At 44.0% G+C, this 21,336-nt stretch carries 13 protein-coding genes; 7 read left to right on the top strand and 6 right to left on the bottom strand.

Translation table 11 applies throughout. From position 1 onward, the window contains the following. Nucleotides 1–56: 56 nt before the first annotated feature. Nucleotides 57–1,358 (bottom strand): histidinol dehydrogenase, encoded by a 1,302-nt coding sequence (gene hisD / locus HWQ42_RS02635; protein ID WP_292809046.1) that lies wholly within the window; start codon nt 1,356–1,358, stop codon nt 57–59. Between the two features lie 694 nt (nt 1,359–2,052). Between hisD and rpsT the strand changes: the two genes are divergently transcribed. The 6 genes from rpsT to HWQ42_RS02605 all read left to right on the top strand — a co-directional run bounded on the left by rpsT (nt 2,053) and on the right by HWQ42_RS02605 (nt 13,594). After that, a complete protein-coding gene (gene rpsT, locus HWQ42_RS02630) occupies nt 2,053–2,349 on the top strand; it encodes a 30S ribosomal protein S20 (RefSeq protein ID WP_292729807.1) in 297 nt (98 codons plus the stop codon). 84 nt (nt 2,350–2,433) lie between these two features. Next, on the top strand, nt 2,434–3,231 hold the full coding sequence (locus HWQ42_RS02625; RefSeq protein WP_292809044.1) for a TatD family hydrolase: 798 nt from the start codon (nt 2,434–2,436) through the stop codon (nt 3,229–3,231). A gap of 418 nt (nt 3,232–3,649) precedes the next feature. Further along, complete coding sequence (locus HWQ42_RS02620) at nt 3,650–3,937, top strand: hypothetical protein (RefSeq protein WP_292809042.1); 288 nt, start codon at nt 3,650–3,652, stop codon at nt 3,935–3,937. 185 nt (nt 3,938–4,122) lie between these two features. Continuing rightward, entirely contained in the window at nt 4,123–7,422 is a 3,300-nt protein-coding gene (gene rpoB / locus HWQ42_RS02615; protein ID WP_292729815.1) for a DNA-directed RNA polymerase subunit beta, read from the top strand. A 124-nt stretch (nt 7,423–7,546) separates the two neighbouring features. Then, a complete protein-coding gene (locus tag HWQ42_RS02610; RefSeq protein ID WP_179072683.1) occupies nt 7,547–9,424 on the top strand; it encodes a DNA-directed RNA polymerase subunit gamma in 1,878 nt (625 codons plus the stop codon). Nucleotides 9,425–9,544: 120 nt separating this feature from the next. Then, a complete protein-coding gene (locus HWQ42_RS02605; protein ID WP_292809039.1) occupies nt 9,545–13,594 on the top strand; it encodes a DNA-directed RNA polymerase subunit beta'' in 4,050 nt (1,349 codons plus the stop codon). A gap of 381 nt (nt 13,595–13,975) precedes the next feature. Here the strand turns inward: HWQ42_RS02605 and HWQ42_RS02600 are convergent, their stop codons facing one another. Beyond that, a complete protein-coding gene (locus HWQ42_RS02600; protein ID WP_292809037.1) occupies nt 13,976–14,656 on the bottom strand; it encodes a uracil-DNA glycosylase in 681 nt (226 codons plus the stop codon). A 192-nt stretch (nt 14,657–14,848) separates the two neighbouring features. On the opposite strand from HWQ42_RS02600, the gene HWQ42_RS02595 reads away from it, so the two are divergent. Beyond that, nucleotides 14,849–15,544 (top strand): phosphoribosyltransferase, encoded by a 696-nt coding sequence (locus HWQ42_RS02595; protein WP_292809035.1) that lies wholly within the window; start codon nt 14,849–14,851, stop codon nt 15,542–15,544. A gap of 27 nt (nt 15,545–15,571) precedes the next feature. Here the strand turns inward: HWQ42_RS02595 and HWQ42_RS02590 are convergent, their stop codons facing one another. The 4 genes from HWQ42_RS02590 to glyQ form a co-directional block, all read right to left on the bottom strand. Beyond that, nucleotides 15,572–16,597: a tetratricopeptide repeat protein gene (locus tag HWQ42_RS02590; RefSeq protein WP_292809033.1), complete on the bottom strand. Its 1,026-nt coding sequence runs from the start codon at nt 16,595–16,597 to the stop codon at nt 15,572–15,574. A 339-nt stretch (nt 16,598–16,936) separates the two neighbouring features. After that, the gene (locus HWQ42_RS02585) at nt 16,937–17,407 is read right to left on the bottom strand and encodes an NADAR family protein (RefSeq protein ID WP_292809031.1); all 471 of its coding nucleotides are present in this window, start codon (nt 17,405–17,407) and stop codon (nt 16,937–16,939) included. Nucleotides 17,408–17,452: 45 nt separating this feature from the next. Then, nucleotides 17,453–19,807, bottom strand: a complete 2,355-nt coding sequence (locus HWQ42_RS02580; protein WP_292809029.1) for a ComEC/Rec2 family competence protein — start codon at nt 19,805–19,807, stop codon at nt 17,453–17,455. A gap of 494 nt (nt 19,808–20,301) precedes the next feature. Then, on the bottom strand, nt 20,302–21,201 hold the full coding sequence (glyQ, locus tag HWQ42_RS02575; RefSeq protein ID WP_292809027.1) for a glycine--tRNA ligase subunit alpha: 900 nt from the start codon (nt 21,199–21,201) through the stop codon (nt 20,302–20,304). Nucleotides 21,202–21,336 lie beyond the last annotated feature (135 nt).

Raw genomic sequence — 21,336 nt, 5'->3', positions numbered from 1 at the left:
AGGGACTGGGATTTTTACTCAGCACTGGCTTATCAGAAAAAATTAAGCATTCCAAATCACTCTTCTTGCTGAATTCGGCGTCGGACTGAATCAGCATGGGAAGGTAAACCTTCTGCTGTTGCTAGCACATCAATAGCACCAGCCACATTTTGCAGTGCGGTTTGGGAGTATTGAATAATACTAGAGTGTTTAAGGAAAGTTTCAACACCCAATGCTGAGGCATAGCGGGCAGCACCAGAAGTTGGCAAAGTATGATTAGGCCCTGCCAAATAGTCTCCTACAGCTTCTGGTGTTGAGTAACCCAAAAAGATTGCCCCAGCGTGGCGAATCTGTGGTAGGAGTGCCCAAGGGTCTTTGACTTCTAATTCCAGGTGTTCGGGGGCAAATTCATTTGAGAGTTCTGCTGCTGCTTGGAGCGATTCCACGACGATAATTAAGCCGTAGTGAGCGATCGCTTTTTCTGTGTCTATTCGCCGTGGATGATCAACTAGCTGTCTTTCCAAGGCTAATTGTACGTTTTTCGCCAAAGCAGCATCTGTCGTCAGCAAAATCGCTGCCGCCATTGGATCGTGTTCAGCTTGGGCTAGCAAGTCAGCAGCTACATGCATTGGATTTGCGGTTTCATCGGCAATCACCAGCACTTCGCTGGGGCCTGCCAAAGAATCAATACCGACGGTTCCGTAGACAAGTTTTTTCGCTAGGGTGACATAAATGTTACCAGGCCCAGTAATCACATTCACTTTCGGAATCGTTTCTGTACCATAAGCTAAAGCGGCGATCGCTTGTGCGCCCCCAATGCGATAAATTTCTTGCACCCCTGCTTCTTGGGCAGCTACCAAGACTGCTGGGTTAATTGCACCCCCTGGGCCTGGTGGTGTTACCATCACCACGTGGGGTACAGCAGCAACATGAGCCGGAATTGCATTCATCAGCACTGTACTGGGATAGGCGGCACGGCCACCCGGCACATACAACCCGGCTCGGTCTACAGGGGTGTAGCGTTTGCCCAGTACTACTTCATCGTCACCAAAGTGTACCCAGCTTTTCGGTACTCGCTGACGATGAAATGCTTCAATTTGGCGACAAGCTAGCCGAACTGCGCTCAACAACTCTTTTGATACCTGCTGATAGGCTGCATCCAGTTCCGAGCCTGTAACTCGGAGTTCTTCTGCTTTCAGGGTTTGTTTGTCAAATTCGTCCGTGTAATGCAATACAGCTTTGTCGCCTTGGCGCTTCACTGTTTGCAAAATTTCCCGCACCGTTGCTTCTTTGTGAAGCACCTGTTCGTCATGGGTGCGATCGCAGATCCGTTGTAGTTCTGCTCTAACGTCTGCCTGCTGAGTAATAATTCGCAGCATGGAGTAAGGACAATGCCAAAATTATAATATTGCCACCTGAGATTTAGTATTGCTCTTAACCCACTGGGGTGTACAAGCTGACTCTAATTCTCTTCTCTAGCTTAACCTGGATTTTTTTGATACTCTCAAGGCTACCAGCGTATAGTTTGCTTGAAAAGGCTACTTAATTGCTCAATCCGACAAGCCTTGACTGGCCATAGGCAGGAAGCAGGTATGCCATTTCCCGCTACCCTTACAACACCCTTTCCCTCAATTCTTGTGGGGGGTAGGGTCTGAGTATAATTTTTACTTATTTTCCTAACTGTTTAGTAGTTAATTTGTGTACAGGCACGATATCTCGGTTCTATACTTGAGAATCCCTGAAATTTAGCTCTTTACAGTTCCTGCCTCTAAATAATACATTTGGTTTACGGACAAATTATATTTATTGGCAATCACATTGCTTAATCAGTTTGTGATGAGTTAGGGTGACAGTTATTTAGATGTATTTTATTTTAACGCATTTCCTCAATTGACGAAATGCTGAATTGGCGAGTATAGACTATGGAACTAATACTAATATTTCTCTTCATTCATGCCCAATACCTAATCCCATAATTTTTTTAGGAAATTATAACATTGGCAATTTGGATGCTATATTAGTAAGTCTAGTAGTGTGTGTACATAATTAATAACCGTATTTTTGGAATTGACTGTGGCGAATACAAAGTCTGCTCTCAAGCGTGCCGAAATCGCAGAACGTAACCGACTGCGTAATAAAGCTTACAAATCAGCAGTCAAGACGCTGATGAAGAAATACATCAATGCTGTAGCTGCCTATACAGCTAATCCTACCCCAGAATTAAAACAAGAAGCGCAGGCTCGGTTATCCGAAGCTTACGGCAAAATTGATAAGGCGATCAAACGAGGTGTTCTTCACCCTAACAATGGGGCAAGGAAAAAGTCAAGATTAGCTCACAGACTAAAACCTCTCACACAAATAGCTGAGTAGTCATTGGTCATTTGTCCTTAGTCATTAGTCATTGGTAACAAAACAAACGACAAATGACGAAGGACAAACAACAAAGGACAAAAGATGCAACTGATAGACACCCATGTACATCTTAACTTTGATAGTTTCCAGCCGGATTTAGCAACAGTGCGATCGCGGTGGCAAGAAGCTGGTGTAGTGCATTTAGTGCATTCCTGTGTTCACCCAGAGGAGTTTTCCAGTATTCAATCCATAGCCCAAGAGTTTCCCGAAATTAGTTTTGCTGTAGGATTACATCCTTTAGATGCTGATAAATGGAATAGCGAGACAACTGAGAAAATCAAAACTTTAGCGAGTTCTGACTCAAATGTGGTAGCAATTGGGGAAATGGGGCTGGATTTTTACAAAGCTGATAACCATGAACAACAGTATATGGTTTTCGAGTCCCAGTTGGCGATCGCATCTGAACTCAATTTACCAGTAATTATCCACTGCCGCGATGCTGCTGTAGCAACCAGAGAAGTGTTGCAAAAATGGCGGGAACTTAAGGGAGAAAGAGTGCGGGGTGTGATGCATTGCTGGGGAGGAACGCCAGAAGAAACCCAATGGTTTCTCGATTTAGGCTTCTATATCAGCTTTAGCGGTACGGTAACGTTCAAAAATGCCAAAGCAATCCAATCCTCAGCTGCAATGGTAAGTAGCGATCGCCTCCTGATTGAAACAGACTGCCCATTTCTCGCTCCAGTTCCGAAAAGAGGCGAGAGGCGCAACGAGCCTGCCTACGTACTTTATGTAGCCGAGCAAGTAGCTAAACTGCGTCATGAAACGGTAGAAGCGATCGCCCATCAAACCACCCAAAATGCCTGTGAATTATTCGGGTTGTCAATATCAAATGTGTTCTAGGATCTTTTGTTAAGTTGTGTAAAAAAAATAAACCTGTAGGGGGACAAAAATATGCTAATATTATTCCCTCAAAAACATTTTGCTTGCGTCATAATGATAAAAGAAGGAGCATATAAGTTCTCATCTTAATCTTCCATGCTGTTATGGCTTGGCCATCCTCAATATCTCTACAAGCGGATGCTCTTCACACATGACTAACTGTGCCAACCTAAATTGAGCTAGACTTTTGCACAACATCGGTTTACTTTGTATTGAACCTATTCAAAATCGTTAAACAAAAATTGCCTTGTGAGTACAATCAAGCAAAATGAAGTGATTCTGATTCAAAATCGACAAGGTGCGGATCATTCCCTCAGTCTTAGGATATCTAAAATATCACTGAGAGTATAAACAGCGGGGTGGATTTAAAACACACTGTGTGGAGCTGCGTCAACAAATTAACGCGCTTTTTGGAGGGGAAGTGAAGAAAGTAAATCAAATTCAGGAATATTTTAACTGGATATTCTATTTGAAATGGGCATTGGGGAGCCAGGGCGTTGGGTGGTTCTGCCGATTTTTCTCCCTGCTTTTAAGCAAGCTAGGCGTAGTTTCTCCTGTCGGAGATGCGATTGGCTTTATTGGGCATGAGATGCAAAGAGAAAAGACTTTCAGGAACTCTTACCATGCTTTCATAGTACCCATTACCCATTACTTAGTCCCTTATTAGGGGCAATTGCTTCCTTGTGAAAATTGCTCATTCCAGCCAGATTTAATCGCTGCTTTTGCCCAAAGAGGTAAATCACAAGTGTCTAAGAAAAAATTCCCAGACAGCCAAGGGCACTGGCTAGCAGTGGGAAGCGTCAAACAGCAGTGTCCAAGGGAAAATTTTACCAGGTTGACAAAGGAAGAGGCATGACTAAAGAAACATATATGGAACCCGCCTTTCTGTTGCCCGACTTGATTGAAATCCAGCGATCAAGCTTTCGCTGGTTTTTGGAAGAAGGGCTGATAGAAGAACTTAACTCCTTTAGTCCTATTACAGATTATACGGGCAAATTAGAATTGCACTTTTTGGGTCATAACTACAAACTCAAGGAGCCAAAGTATAGCGTCGAAGAAGCCAAGCGGCGGGATAGTACTTATGCCGTCCAAATGTATGTTCCCACACGGTTGATTAATAAGGAAACCGGGGAAATCAAAGAGCAAGAGGTATTCATTGGTGATTTGCCTTTGATGACCGATCGCGGCACGTTTATTATTAACGGAGCCGAACGGGTAATTGTCAACCAGATAGTGCGATCGCCAGGCGTTTATTACAAATCAGAAATCGACAAAAACGGGCGACGTACTTATTCAGCTAGCTTAATTCCCAACCGGGGAGCATGGCTGAAATTTGAAACAGACCGTAACGATTTAGTGTGGGTACGTATCGACAAAACCCGTAAACTCTCAGCGCAGGTACTACTAAAAGCTTTAGGGTTATCAGACAACGAAATCTTTGATGCCTTACGCCACCCCGAATATTTCCAAAAAACCATCGAAAAAGAAGGGCAATTTTCTGAAGAAGAAGCCCTGATGGAGTTATATCGGAAACTGCGTCCTGGTGAACCACCTACGGTCTTAGGTGGACAACAACTGCTAGACTCTCGTTTCTTTGACGCGAAACGTTATGACCTTGGTCGCGTTGGACGGTACAAACTCAACAAGAAATTGCGCCTTTCAGTCCCAGACACCATGCGGGTGTTAACTGCTGGCGATATTTTGGCAGCCGTAGATTACCTGATCAATCTAGAATATGACATCGGTAACATAGATGACATTGACCACTTAGGCAACCGTCGAGTGAGAAGCGTCGGTGAATTGCTGCAAAACCAAGTAAGAGTAGGCTTAAACCGCCTAGAGAGAATCATTCGGGAACGGATGACCGTATCCGATGCTGAAGTGCTAACCCCTGCCTCCTTGGTGAACCCCAAACCATTGGTAGCAGCAATTAAAGAATTCTTTGGTTCCAGCCAGTTAAGTCAGTTCATGGATCAAACCAATCCTCTTGCAGAACTGACCCACAAACGCCGTCTAAGCGCCCTTGGCCCTGGTGGTTTAACCCGCGAACGCGCTGGGTTTGCCGTGCGGGATATTCACCCTAGCCACTATGGACGTATTTGCCCCATTGAGACACCAGAAGGTCCCAACGCCGGATTGATTGGCTCCTTAGCAACCCATGCACGGGTTAACCTGTACGGCTTCCTCGAAACACCATTTAGACCTGTAGAAAATGGGCGAGTCAGATTTGATCTGCCTCCAGCCTACATGACAGCCGATGAAGAAGACGATCTGCGGGTTGCCCCGGGAGATATTCCTGTAGATGAAACCGGACACATTATTGGGCCACTAGTGCCAGTCCGTTATCGTCAAGAATTTTCCACCACAACACCAGAACAGGTGGACTACGTAGCAGTATCTCCCGTACAGATTGTGTCGGTAGCAACCAGCATGATTCCCTTCTTGGAGCATGATGACGCTAACCGAGCGCTGATGGGGTCGAACATGCAACGGCAAGCAGTACCTTTGCTTAAGCCAGAGCGTCCTCTAGTGGGGACTGGTTTAGAAGCGCAAGGAGCAAGAGACTCCGGGATGGTGGTTGTATCGCGTACCGATGGCGATGTTACTTATGTGGATGCTACAGAAATTCGCGTCCGTCCTAAACCTAACACCTCCGAAATTAGATACACCCTTTCCAAGTATCAACGCTCAAACCAAGACACCTGTTTAAATCAGAAACCTCTCGTCCGCATTGGTGAACGGGTTGTTGCTGGTCAGGTATTGGCTGACGGCTCCTCCACCGAAGGCGGTGAATTGGCGCTAGGACAAAATATCGTCGTTGCCTATATGCCTTGGGAAGGCTACAACTACGAAGATGCAATTTTAATCTCTGAAAGACTGGTGCAGGATGATGTCTACACCTCAATTCACATTGAAAAATATGAAATTGAAGCTAGACAAACAAAACTGGGACCAGAAGAAATTACCAGAGAAATTCCCAACGTTGGGGAAGATGCCTTGCGTCAGTTGGATGAACAAGGAATCATTCGCATTGGGGCATGGGTAGAAGCGGGAGATATTTTGGTGGGTAAGGTAACACCCAAAGGTGAATCTGACCAACCACCAGAAGAAAAACTATTACGGGCGATTTTCGGTGAAAAAGCGCGGGATGTGCGCGACAATTCCCTGCGAGTCCCCAACGGTGAAAAAGGTCGCGTAGTTGATGTACGCTTGTTTACTCGTGAACAAGGCGATGAACTACCACCAGGAGCCAATATGGTAGTCCGGGTGTACGTTGCCCAAAAACGCAAAATCCAAGTTGGCGACAAAATGGCAGGACGCCACGGTAATAAAGGGATTATTTCTCGGATATTACCGGCAGAAGATATGCCTTATTTGCCCGATGGTTCACCAGTGGATATTGTACTTAACCCCTTGGGTGTACCCAGTCGGATGAACGTCGGACAAGTATTTGAGTGCCTCTTGGGTTGGGCTGGTCAAACTTTGGGAGTCCGATTTAAGATTACTCCCTTTGATGAAATGTACGGTGAAGAGTCATCGCGCCGTATTGTGCATGGCAAATTGCAAGAAGCACGTGACGAAACAGGGAAAGACTGGGTATATAACCCAGATAATCCAGGTAAAATCATGGTATATGACGGTCGTACAGGCGAACCCTTTGACCGAGCAATTACCATCGGTGTGGCTTATATGCTGAAGCTGGTGCATTTGGTGGATGATAAGATCCACGCCCGTTCTACAGGCCCATACTCACTGGTGACTCAGCAACCCTTGGGTGGTAAAGCACAACAAGGTGGTCAACGGTTTGGAGAAATGGAAGTGTGGGCATTGGAAGCCTTTGGTGCGGCTTACACCTTACAGGAATTGCTCACAGTTAAATCTGACGATATGCAAGGACGGAATGAAGCGTTAAATGCGATCGTTAAAGGTAAGGCAATTCCTAGACCTGGAACCCCAGAATCCTTTAAGGTGCTAATGCGCGAGTTGCAATCATTAGGGTTGGATATTGCTGTACACAAGGTAGAAACCCAAGCAGACGGCAGTTCCCTAGATGTGGAAGTCGATTTGATGGCAGACCAATCAGCCCGTCGCACACCTCCTCGACCAACTTATGAATCTCTTTCCCGCGAATCGCTGGAAGATGACGAATAAGAATTAGAGAATCGGGCATCGGGCATCGGGAATTGGGAAAAATGCCCAATGCCCAATGCCCCGTTCCCAATGTTGTAAAACTAAATATACTCAAAACTCATAACTCGAAACTCAGCACTTAAGTATGAGACCTGCCCAAACTAATCAGTTTGACTACGTAAAAATCGGCTTGGCTTCCCCCGAACGCATTCGGCAGTGGGGCGAAAGAACATTGCCTAATGGTCAAGTAGTCGGTGAAGTTACCAAGCCAGAAACGATTAATTACCGAACTCTCAAGCCAGAAATGGATGGCTTATTTTGTGAGCGCATCTTTGGCCCAGCGAAAGATTGGGAATGCCATTGTGGCAAGTATAAGAGAGTTCGTCATAGAGGTATTGTTTGTGAGCGCTGTGGGGTAGAAGTCACCGAGTCACGGGTGCGTCGCCACCGTATGGGCTATATTAAACTCGCCGCACCAGTAGCTCACGTTTGGTATCTCAAAGGCATTCCTAGCTATATTTCCATCCTGTTGGATATGCCCTTGCGGGATGTCGAGCAGATTGTCTATTTCAACTCTTATGTTGTCCTGAGTGCAGGTAATGCCGAAACTTTAAGTTACAAACAACTGCTGAGTGAAGACCAGTGGTTGGAAATAGAAGACCAAATTTATAGCGAAGATTCTGTGCTGCAAGGCGTAGAGGTAGGTATTGGTGCTGAAGCGCTGTTGCGTTTGCTTGCCGATATCAATTTGGAACAAGAAGCCGAAAGCCTACGCGAAGAAATTGGCAACGCCAAGGGACAAAAGAGAGCCAAGCTCATTAAGCGACTGCGGGTGATTGACAACTTTATCGCCACTGGTTCCAAACCAGAGTGGATGGTAATGGCAGTTATTCCCGTGATTCCCCCGGACTTGCGGCCAATGGTGCAGCTAGATGGCGGACGGTTTGCCACGAGCGATTTGAATGATTTGTATCGGCGGGTAATTAACCGCAACAATCGTTTGGCACGCTTACAGGAAATTTTGGCACCAGAAATTATTGTGCGGAACGAAAAGCGGATGCTGCAAGAAGCAGTGGATGCTTTGATTGACAATGGTCGTCGGGGACGCACTGTGGTAGGGGCAAATAATCGACCCCTGAAATCTTTGTCCGACATTATTGAGGGTAAGCAAGGACGTTTCCGACAAAACTTGTTAGGTAAACGGGTTGACTACTCTGGACGTTCGGTAATTGTGGTCGGGCCAAAGCTGAAAATTCACCAGTGCGGTTTGCCTAGAGAAATGGCAATTGAGCTATTTCAACCATTTGTGATTAACCGCCTGATTCGTAGCGGTATGGTAAATAACATCAAAGCTGCGAAAAAGCTGATATCCCGCAATGATCCCAGTGTTTGGGATGTGCTGGAAGAGGTGATTGAAGGACACCCTGTAATGCTAAACCGGGCACCAACGTTGCACCGTTTGGGTATTCAGTCTTTTGAACCGATTTTGGTAGAAGGTAGAGCAATTCAACTTCATCCTCTGGTGTGTCCAGCGTTTAACGCCGACTTTGACGGCGACCAAATGGCGGTACACGTCCCTCTGTCGTTAGAAAGTCAGGCTGAGGCGCGGTTGTTGATGTTGGCTTCTAACAATATTTTGTCACCAGCCACAGGTAAACCAATCATCACGCCTAGCCAAGATATGGTGTTGGGAGCCTATTATTTAACAGCAGAAAATCCCGGTGCGACAAAAGGGGCAGGAAATTACTTTTCTTCGCTAGAGGATGTAATTATGGCTTTCCAGCAAGATCAAATTGACTTGCACGCCTATATCTATGTGCGGTTTGACGGCGAAATAGAATCAGACCAACCGGATACAGAACCCGTGAAAGTGACGGAAAACGAGGATGGTACCCGCACATTACTCTATAAGTTCCGTCGAGTCAGACAAGACGCTAAGGGCAATGTACTTTCACAGTATATATACACAACTCCTGGTCGCGTTATTTACAATAATGCCATTCAGGAAGCACTAGCAAGTTAATTCGTAATTTCTAATTCGTGATTCGTAATTAATTCTTTAATTACGAATTACGTAGCTTGCTTCTCGCGTTTGGCGAGTATTACGAATTATTAATTATTGATGACTCAGGACTAATGATTAATGACTAACGAAAAAATGATTTTTCGCAATCGCGTGGTTGACAAAGGTCAACTGAGAAATTTAATTTCTTGGGCTTTTACGAATTATGGTACAGCGCGAACCGCAGTGATGGCGGACAAATTGAAAGATTTGGGATTTCGCTACGCTACCAAAGCAGGGGTTTCCATCAGTGTAGATGACTTGATGATACCACCAACTAAACGATTGCTCTTAGAAGCAGCCGAGGAAGAAATTCGTGCTACTGAAACCCGTTATCAACGGGGAGAAATCACTGAAGTAGAACGCTTCCAAAAGGTAATCGATACTTGGAATGGTACCAGTGAAGCTTTGAAAGATGAAGTAGTCGTTCACTTCAAGAAGACTAATCCCCTGAACTCCGTATATATGATGGCATTCTCCGGGGCACGGGGTAACATCTCTCAAGTCCGGCAGTTGGTGGGGATGCGGGGACTGATGGCAGATCCTCAAGGGGAAATTATCGATTTACCGATCAAAACCAACTTCCGTGAAGGGCTAACTGTGACGGAATACATTATTTCGTCTTACGGTGCCAGAAAAGGATTGGTGGATACTGCCTTACGGACGGCTGACTCTGGTTATCTCACCCGTCGATTGGTAGACGTTTCCCAGGATGTAATTATTCGGGAATTTGACTGTGGGACTACCAGAGGTCTTAGCATTCGACCAATGACAGAAGGTGCTAAAACCTTGATTCCTCTAGCAACTCGCTTGATGGGACGGGTAATTGGCGAAGATGTGGTGGATCCGGTCACAAAAGAATTGATTGCAGCCCGCAATTCGCCAATTCCTGAAGACTTGGCGAAGAAAATTGAAAAGTCTGGGGTGGGAGAAGTTGTGGTGCGATCGCCCCTAACTTGTGAAGCCGCACGTTCTGTCTGTCAACACTGCTACGGCTGGAGTTTGGCACACGCCAAGATGGTGGACTTGGGCGAAGCTGTAGGGATTATTGCTGCCCAAAGTATCGGTGAACCTGGTACTCAGTTAACCATGCGGACATTCCACACTGGTGGGGTGTTTACTGGAGAAGTGGCACAACAAGTTCGTTCCAAAATTGATGGGACTGTCAAACTTCCCCGCAAACTGAAAACCAGAACATATCGTACCCGCCACGGGGAAGATGCCCTCTATGTTGAGGCTAATGGCATCATGCTTTTGGAGCCAACAAAAGTAGGTGATGTGACTCCAGAGAACCAAGAGGTTCATCTTACCCAAGGTTCAACACTATATGTATTTGATGGAAATAAGGTAAAACAAGGTCAGTTGTTGGCAGAGGTTGCCCTTGGTGGACGGACAACTCGGACTAATACAGAAAAAGCAGTTAAAGATGTAGCCTCTGACTTAGCAGGGGAAGTGCAATTTGCCGAAGTTGTTCCAGAACAAAAAACTGACCGTCAAGGCAATACCACAACCACAGCCGCACGCGGTGGTTTGATTTGGATTTTGTCTGGGGAAGTTTACAACTTGCCGCCAGGGGCCGAATTGGTGGTGAAAAATGGTGATGCGATCGCTGCTAATGGAGTTTTAGCAGAAACCAAATTAGCCAGTTTACACGGCGGTGTAGTGCGCTTGCCAGAAGCTACCCCAGGTAAGAGTACCAGAGAAATTGAGATTATCACTGCTTCTGTGGTTTTAGACCAGGCAACGGTGACAGTCCAAAGTTCTCAAGGTCGTAATAACTACTTAGTATCTACTGGCAACAACCAGGTATTTAACCTCCGAGCTACACCAGGCACAAAAGTGCAAAATGGTCAAGTAGTAGCTGAGTTAATTGATGACCGCTATCGCACAACCACTGGTGGATTCCTGAAATTTGCTGGTGTAGAAGTCCAGAAAAAAGGCAAAGCCAAGCTGGGCTATGAAGTCGTACAGGGTGGTACCTTGTTGTGGATTCCTGAAGAAAGCCACGAAGTTAATAAAGATATCTCCTTGCTGTTGGTGGAAGACGGTCAGTTTGTGGAAGCTGGCACCGAAGTCGTGAAAGATATCTTCTGCCAAAACAGTGGTGTGGTAGAAGTGACCCAGAAAAACGACATCCTGCGGGAAGTCGTGGTGAAGCCAGGCGAACTGTTGATGGTGGACGATCCAGAATCAGTCATCGGGCGAGATAACACCTTCATCCAACCAGGTGAGGAATTCCAAGGTAATGTTGCCACGGAATTGCGTTATATCCAGTATGTGGAGACACCAGAAGGCCCCGCCCTGTTGAGCCGTCCAGTGGTTGAGTTTGCTGTACCAGATAACCCAGATGTGCCATCCACTACATCTGTAAGTCAACAAACCGGGCGATCAATTCAGTTGCGGGCTGTGCAACGACTACCTTACAAAGATTCAGAACGCGTCAAATCTGTTGAAGGTGTGGAACTGCTGCGAACCCAGCTAGTGCTGGAAATTGAGCAAGAAGGGGAACAAGATCATAATGCTTCACCCCTAGCAGCAGATATTGAATTAGTAGAGGATACCGAAGACCCAGAAGTTCAACGTTTACAACTGGTAATTTTGGAATCCTTGGTAATTCGTCGAGACATTACCGCCGATGCCACCCAAGGTAGTACCCAGACTACACTTGAGGTACACGATGGGTTAACCATTGCCCCAGGTTCTGTAGTCGCACGTACCCAAATCTTGTGTAAAGAAGGTGGGGAAGTACGGGGTGTCCAAAAAGGAACCGAAAACGTGCGTCGTTGCTTGGTGTTGCGCGACGTTGACAGGCTCACCATTAATACTAGTACTCAGCCCAAGATAAAAGTGGGTGATTTGCTAGTAGAAGGTACAGAAGTTGCTCCTGGAGTTTTTGCCCCAGAATCAGGACAGGTAGTAGATATTAAAAATGCCGCTGCTGCATCTGGTGGGGAATCAGCTCTTAGTAATAAAAACTTCGTTATTACTACTCGTATCGGTCGCCCTTATCGAGTCAGCCCTGGTGCTGTATTGCAGATAGAAGACGGCGATTTAGTACAACGGGGTGATAACTTAGTGTTGCTGGTGTTTGAACGCGCCAAAACCGGAGATATCATTCAAGGTTTGCCCCGGATTGAGGAACTGCTTGAAGCTCGGAAACCTAAAGAAGCCTGTATTTTATGTCGGCGGGCGGGTGAAGTTAAGGTAGTTTACGCTGAGAGTGGTGATGAAGCGATCGCTATTAAGGTCGTAGAATCAAATGGCGTGGTGACAGATTATCCTCTGGGCCCTGGACAAAACTTGATTGTGCCAGATGGCTCAATGGTATTAGCGGGACAACCGTTAACTGATGGCCCATCCAATCCCCACGAAATTTTGGAAATCTTCTTTAGTCTGGGTTCTGAAGACGGAATCTATGCTTGTGCTAGCCTTGCCTTGCAGAAGGTACAGACTTTCTTAGTGAATGAAGTGCAAATGGTGTATCAGTCTCAAGGGATTGATATTTCCGATAAGCACATTGAAGTAATTGTTCGCCAGATGACCAACAAAGTCAGGATTGATGATGGTGGTGACACTACTATGCTTCCTGGCGAATTGGTGGAACTGCGCCAAGTTGAGCAGGTAAACGAAGCTATGGCAATTACAGGCGGTGCAAGGGCACAGTATACTCCAGTATTGTTGGGTATCACCAAAGCATCGTTGAACACCGACAGCTTTATCTCCGCCGCATCATTTCAAGAGACAACACGGGTACTTACCGAAGCAGCTATCGAAGGCAAATCTGACTGGCTGCGCGGATTAAAGGAAAACGTGATTATCGGGCGATTGATTCCGGCTGGTACTGGGTACAATACTTATGAAGAACCCGGTGCAATCGATGACTATACTGCTGAAATTACCAGTAGTGTGTTAGATGAAGTTGATGATCCCCTAGATATGGTCTTAGACGATCGCACAGCTCGCACCTATAATTTAGATTCTCCTACTCTTGGGGAATCTGGCTTTGGCAGCAGACGTGCAGAAAGGTCAATTCTAGATGAAGAAGATGAATTAATTGCTGACGAAGTAGTAGACGACGACGATTTCGAGGAAGAAGAGGAAGACGACGAGGATGACTTCGACGACGAATAGAGACTTGAAATTTCGCGTCTAAAAGGTAAAAGGTAATATCGAGTCTGCTCAATTACCAATAACCAAAGTACCTTACCCATGCTAGCGTGCTCCTTGCCAAAGGGGTACGCTAGCTTCAGTTTTACCCCTAGTGAGCAAGTGTCATCATATTTAATTAAAAAGTGTCATCATATTTAATTAAAATAAGCATCGCAATCAGTAGACTGAAATTTTCTCTTTCAGAGAGTCTAGTCATCTACATCGCTTAAAATCTTGTATTGAGTCCTCTTGAGAAGACTTTAGCTATTAGCTTTAGAATTTATTCCCAACCGCGATAGCAACGAAGTGAGCAATTGAAAAGATGTTGGTAGTGACAAGCTTTAAAAAAGACGGAATTAAGCATTAGCTATTATTTTGGATTTCGTCTAATTTGGCACGCACTGCCTGGATATCCTGCCACATCAACCATTTCGGCGCCCCTCTTTCCTTAGAAGGGTTACGTAGCAAGTAGGAAGGATGAAAAATTGGCATACATAAACGCCCTTCCCACTCCAGCCACTGTCCGCGAATTTTGGTAATCCCCCGCTTATCGCCAGTGATACCTTTGACAGCAGTCGCACCCGTTAATAGAATTATTTTGGGGTCAACTAAGCGAATTTGTTCTAGTAGGTAGGGTAGACAAGCCGCGACTTCTACAGGAGTGGGAACTCTATTATCTGGTGGGCGACATTTATTGATATTGGCAATATATACATCATCCTCGGTAGTCAGATTCACTGATGCCAAAATTTTCTCTAGCAATTGTCCCGATCTGCCTACAAATGGTAAACCCGTTTCATCTTCATTTTGACCTGGCGCTTCTCCCACAACCATAATTGGTGCTTTGAGATTGCCACGTCCAACAACAGCATGAGTGCGAGTGTCTCCCAATGCACAACGGTGGCAGCGATCGCAATGCTGTGTCAACTCCGTTATGTCAGAATAAGTTCCGGGAGCGATCGGAATTTTCGCGTCTGTAGGAATCAGTTCTCGTTGGTTAAAGCTTGAGTCGTCGAAGAGGCTGAGTTGGGTTTCGCTGCTCATGAAAATCAGGATTTTGGCATCAGCGCCAGCTGTTATATCTGAGTTAAATAGCCTTTTGGTTGGATATTTATCAGAACAATAAACTTTTGCTGAATACTTAATTATTTATACAAATCTTATTGTATCAGTTAATTTGAGACAAAATTCAGTCATGATAAGAGCATTGCCGTCCTAAGATGCTGGGGGAAAACCATGTCACATACCCCACTTTTCGCCGATCGTACCCATGCAGGTGAGTTATTGGCGCGAGTAATTCATGATGTTTTGACTCAGCAAACTATTGATTCTGGGGTAAAGCCTGTACCAATTGTTTATGCTTTGCCAAGAGGAGGTGTACCAGTAGCAGCACCAATAGCACGTCTTTTAGATTGTCCGTTGACAATTGTTGTGGCAAAAAAGATTAGCCATCCAGAAAACCCAGAGTTAGCAATTGGTGCAGTGACTACTTCTGAAAATGTTCTTTGGGCCGATCAAAAGCTATTTCGCCCTAAACATGATGCGCGGTGGCGGGATGTAGCTTTAAATAAAGCGATGAACCTTGCTAAGTTTCTTGAGGCTCAATTAATTCCTGCTTGTCCGCAAGTGAATGCAGAGAATGCTACGCTCATCTTAGTTGATGATGGCATTGCTACAGGTATGACAATAGCGGTAGCAGCAACTGCTATGAGAGCGCTTTCTCCAGCAGCAGTTTGGTTATGTACTCCAGTAGCCCCACAAAAATTGCTGCCCTGGTTAAAACAGTGGGGCGATCGCACAATAATCTTGGAAACACCCGAACCCTTCTGGAGTGTGAGTAATTTTTACGCAGAATTTCCTCAAGTAGATACATTAGAAGTTCTCGTATATCTCCAACAAAAAACAATCGGGGGAATTAATCTGTGCGAGTAATTTTGAATTGTTTTCCAATCTTGCTTTTTAACTATTTGAAGATGTTCCCTGCTGATATTGCATAGCTTTGGCATAATCACCCAAGGCGTAGCAAGCAACTTTCAGACTGGCAAGGGCTTGTTCTTCACTGCGACGATCTTTGATATTTCTAGCTAACAACAAACGTTCTTCATAATACGTAATTGCTTTGTTATAGTCACCCAAAGCTTCACAAGCAACTCCTAAACTACTTAAAGACTGTTCCTCACTACGCTTGTCTTGAATTTCTTTGGCTAATTGCAAGCGATCTTCATAATACTTAATGGCTTTAGTATAATCACCTAAAGCATAACAAGCATTGCCCAGATTCTTTAGCACTTGAGAAGCACTGCGAACATTTTTTAAGGAGCGTGATAGTACTACACACTGCTCATAATAGGCGATCGCTTTTGGGTAATTGTTCAAAGCATACCAAGCATTACCTAAATTCTTGAGTACCTGTTCTTCGCCCCAATTATCTTTGAGTTCCCGCACAATCTCTAGACTTTGCTGTTGATACTCAATAGCCTGTGTAAAGTTACCTAAAGCTTTATACACCAATCCCAAATTATTGAGTGCCGCGACTTGACTGCGTTTGTCTTGTAACTGTTGCGTTATTTTCAAACATTTTTCTAGAAACTCAATAGCCTTTTTATGATCGTTCAGATGACGGTATGCATTGCCTAAATGGGAAAGTGCTTGCATCTGCAATGCTAAATCTGAGGTGTTATTGAGCAAAGACAGACATTGTTGGGAGTAAGATATAGCACCTTTGTAGTCTCCAACGCTGTAAGTTACCAATCCTAAAAAAGAAAGTACCTGTGCCTGTTTTTCTAAATCGCCAACTGCCTGAAACAGCCCCAAGGATTGCTGTAAAGACTTCATAGCCGTGATTAACTCGCCACTTTGCTGCTGTTGAATTCCTTGCCGTAGTAGCTTTACCGCTTCTGACAACTGGTCATCACTTTCTTGTGGAGGTATTATTCCTGCTTGCGAACTAGAATCAAATTCATGGGTAATGGTATTACGCTTCACTGCTTTTAGGTATGTTATGGATAATTGCAAGGGAACTGTATTTTTCGATCTAGTTATTCCATTCGCCTTTAGACATCAACTCCTTCCTGTGAAGTCTTGGTGCTAAATCTAGTGTTCCCAAAACCAGGATGCATCTTTCATCAGTCTGCTTTACCACAGCGTCAGTTTAGGAGAGGTGAGAGTTTATGTAGCGATCGTTAATCGAGGTTTTCAGATTTCCACTCATGAAGAGTAATAACTATATAGCAGTCTTAGAGCGTTTGCGATCGTCTCTATTTCTTCTCTATTCGTGTTCTCTACGTCTGGAGTAGTTCGATTAAAAAATTATTTTTGACAAGCTTATTTAATAGTTTTATTATCAATATCTATCCTGTATGTATGGTGCAGAATATCCCGCACCTCCATTAAAATTTTTCCTAGCATATTTTTACCACTCCCATCGGCTCCGCAACCCCAATAAAAATCGATAGGCGAGTTTTCAACAATTTCTACATTGTTTGTAGAAAGTAAAATATCTCTAATATCTGTATGAGTTTGAAATTTGCACAGCACAGCTTGCCGCATGATGTCATCTTTAACCTGTTCCCAATCTTGGCGTAAGGCACGCGTTCTCTCACGCCCCATTCTTGCTGCATCTTTAGGTGTTTTAACTAGGCGGATTTGTTCTACATGAGGTGTACCTACAAACTTTTGCGCCTGAAAGTAGTGTTCGCTAGTTGACCAATACAATCCATCTAATTCAAAGCCGTGGGACGAAAAGTTAGAGAAACAGCCATACTCTTCACGAGTACTATAAAAATAAATTATCATAAAAATTAATACATTTTTTTTGAATTTACTGAATTTGTAAGTTTTTTATAAAACAGATGATTTATTTTCTGTTGATTCAATAAATGCCTCAAACTGACCATTAGGAGTCCATTGGATAGCCCCATCTCGTCCTGTAAAGAATAGTTTAGTTTGACTTTGATTCAGTTCAGATAAAGTTTTTGGATCAAAGTTGGCAGAAGAAGCGATCGCTACTTGTGGTTGCAGAGCAATAACTAAATCTTTCAATGATTCAGGGGCACACCAAAGCACTTGTGGGCGAGGCAAACTTCCATTTTTAACTAGTTGCTGCACCTCTTTAGATTTAACATTACCTACTAATAACCAATTTTGATCTAAAATTTGCAATTGTAAAATTGGTAATTGGTCGTTGATTAATTGCGCTACTATCGAACCAGCTTTCACCGATTGCCCAACTGCCAAAGATTGATAAATTCCTTGATGTTTTTGTAGTTCCTGTTGAATTGCTTGAGCCGTAATAGAATTATCTGTTTGGGGTGAATATTCATAAAATTTATCAATTGGTAAACGTTGCATTAATTCAAACCAAGCATTACTTTCATTACCTTGAAAATCAGTTGCAATCGCCCAATTTATTTGATTTACACCCTGCTGTTGTAAAAACGGTAAAATTGTAAAACGTCCTGTACCTTCATCACCACTATTAATTACAGTTACAGTACCTCGATCTTGAACAACTATAATTGGTTCCGTACCCGATTCTAAGACTGTTATCCTAAACAATATATTTTTAGAATGCCAAAGGGGGATGAATACTAAAGCAATCGCAATCATATTAGCAAACCACCACCGCTTTTGCCACCAACGCACTAACCAGACCAATACAATTAGTATATAAATCGCCAAAAGCTGCCATGTAGATATGCTGCCCACAGCAACAGAATTTCCAGGCAACTTACTAAAAAATTCCACTAGTTTAATTAGCCAATCAGTAGGGTAATGTAACACCCCCGCTAGGAAGCTTCCTGCGTCAGTCCAAAATAAACCTACTAACGCACTGATAATTCCACCTATACTAATGATCGAAATTAATGGAGTACTAACCACATTCAGCAACAGACTATAAGATGGTACAATTCCAAAAACAAAAAGTTGCACAGGTAAAGTCCAAATAGTGGCAGCTAGGGGAACGGCAATCAAAGCAGCGATCGCAGGTGGTAGCCATGCTAGGCGATTGACTAATGCGGGTACTGTTACAATTAATCCTAATGTTGCTAAAAAACTCAATTGAAAACCTAAATCCCAAATCCATAGAGGATTAAATACTAATAGGAGAGTTGCTGCTAATAGTAACGATCCAAACTGTTTTACTTTTCTTTTTAATAGCAGACCAACTAATGCTGCAAAACCCATAATTACGGCTCTGAGAACCGCAGGTTGAAACCCTGTTAAACTCAGAAAAATGATTAAAGCCAAAAAGCCAAGGGTAAATTGCGTTCCTTTTCTTGCCCGCCTTGTTAACTGTAAAATCACACTCAAAATCAAAGAAGTTTGAAACCCAGAAGCCGCTAAAGCATGAGCTAATCCGGCTTGTACAAATAAGTCGCGGATATCGTAGGGTAAATCAACAGCTTTGCTGCCTAAAACCATTGCACTAACAAGCGGCCCTTCAGGAATACCCAACCAACGAACTTGCGATCGCACAATTCGGGAACGAATTTGCCACCATCCCCATTTCCGTTCCCGATCCAAAACATTTATTTGCCGCCCAATTAGACCGGCAAACGTTCCTTCCTGCTTGAGAAACTTCTGAAAATCGAAACCACCAGGATTGGAAGCCGCCTTTGGTTTGTACAAAATCCCAGTCACGGCAATTTGTTGACTAGGGTATAACCCAGTAGCCTGAAGTATAGGGACTGTCACATACAATTTGCCTGTAACCCCTTTTGGGACACCTGCTGAACCTTTATCATTTTTAACTTCATCTAACTGAGTCGTTTCCAGCCAAAATTGTCCTCGTTGACTGCGAGTTAAGCGGGGATTACTCGCCACTTCGCCGCGTACAATCACAAGTTGTTCTTGATTGCTGCTATTTCCAGGCGGGACAAACTGACTAATATCTTTTGCACCCGGTTGTGGCATTCGCCATTGAAAATATAGAGTTGCCAATAATCCCACCAAGCCAGCAGCTAGCCATATTCGAGGATGGAGAGTACTTTGCCAAATATTAGGCACTGCCTTCTTTTTGCTTCCAGCATTTTCCGGTTTCTGAGCAAATTGCTGTAGTGTGGTGCGTTTTCTAAAAAGTATTGCTCCCACAATCCCCACAACCAAAATCCCCACACCACCCCAAGGAACTGCTGTAAGCAGCAACCCAAAAATGTAGCCAAGACAAATAATTACACCACTGGTTTGAATCATAAGATTTTTGTAAAAGCACCTGGCAATCCGAATTTACAGGTGATCTAAATATAGATAGGGCAGCAAGAAAGAAAAATCGGCGTTGCTGAATTTGGTTATGAAATTCAAAAATAAAATATTCCAAACTCTTATTATCTGTGCTTGGAGCACCTCTGCGTGAGCTTTTTATCTCTTTAATCAACAACAGCAAAAAATTTTTATGCTTGTGGTGAGTATAGTTCATCAACTTTATATAAACAAAGCCCGCACAGGCGGGCCTTATCCTTGTAGCTTGAATGTTCTAGACTCAATATTTAACCGTATTTCTGTCCTTTATCAAAAGCTGCCTGCATCAAAAAGATATACCTAGCTTAAACCTCAGCGCACAAGGATAAACAGAACATAAAATCGTAGTGAATTAAATTTGGCACGACTCTGCGTACCTTTGCCTTTACTCTGCGTTGAAAAACGCTATTATTTTACACAAAGCTGTACTTAGTTGTGTAGACGCACCTTTAGGATATTGGGCTTCCTGTTGAACTCACAGTATCTTTGAGCAACGGAAAACCCAACTTCTCCCTTTGCTCAACATATAAATGAGCTACCTTCCTAGCCAAATGCCGAATCCTGGCAATATAGCGAGTTCTCTCTGTCACAGAAATCACACCCCTAGCATCCAGCAGGTTGAATGTGTGCGAACATTTCATTACATAATCTAAGCTAGGCAATACCAATCCTCTCTCTGTCAATTGGGTAGCTTCCTGCTCATACAAATTAAATAATGTCAGTAGCAACTCAGGATTTGACGCTTCAAAGTTGTATGTGCACTGCTCAATCTCACTTTGCAGGAAAACATCGCCATAAGTAACGTTGTCTGTCCAATGGATCTTAGTAAATGCTTCTACTTGCTGGAGATACATTGTCAGCCGCTCTAACCCGTATGTAATTTCAATCGACACCGGACGGCAATCAATTCCTCCACACTGTTGGAAGTAGGTAAATTGAGTAACTTCCATCCCATCTAACCATACTTCCCACCCAGTACCCCAAGCTCCCACAGTCGCATCTTCCCAGTTATCCTCTACAAACCGAATATCGTGGTCTTGAGGACGAATACCTAAAGCTCTTAACGAATCAAGATAAATCTCCTGAATATTATCTGGTGATGGCTTAATCAGAACTTGGTACTGATAATAGTGTTGGAAGCGGTTGGGGTTTTCGCCGTAGCGTCCATCAGTAGGACGACGACAAGGCTCAACGTAAGCAACAGCCCAAGGTTCAGGTCCCAATGCTCTTAAAAAAGTCTGGGGATTCTTAGTACCAGCTCCCTTTTCAATATCGTAGGGCTGAGCAATAAGACAACCGCGATCGCCCCAGAAATGATGCAATAAACTTATTACCGACTGAAAATTCACGCTTGTTCCATCCTTAGTCAACACAGTGCATAAACCATTGTTGCCTAGAATCCGGCACTGTGGGCAGTTTCAGGAGACAGAGAAGCGGTCCAAAATAATTTTGGGAAAAATAGTTGACACAATGAAGTAGGTTCG

This window comes from Nostoc sp. JL23 (assembly GCF_017115065.1).
In the GTDB taxonomy this organism is placed as follows: domain Bacteria; phylum Cyanobacteriota; class Cyanobacteriia; order Cyanobacteriales; family Nostocaceae; genus Nostoc; species Nostoc punctiforme_A.
The sequence above is the reverse complement of the archived record's forward strand: the minus strand, read 5'-3'. Positions and strand labels throughout refer to the sequence as shown.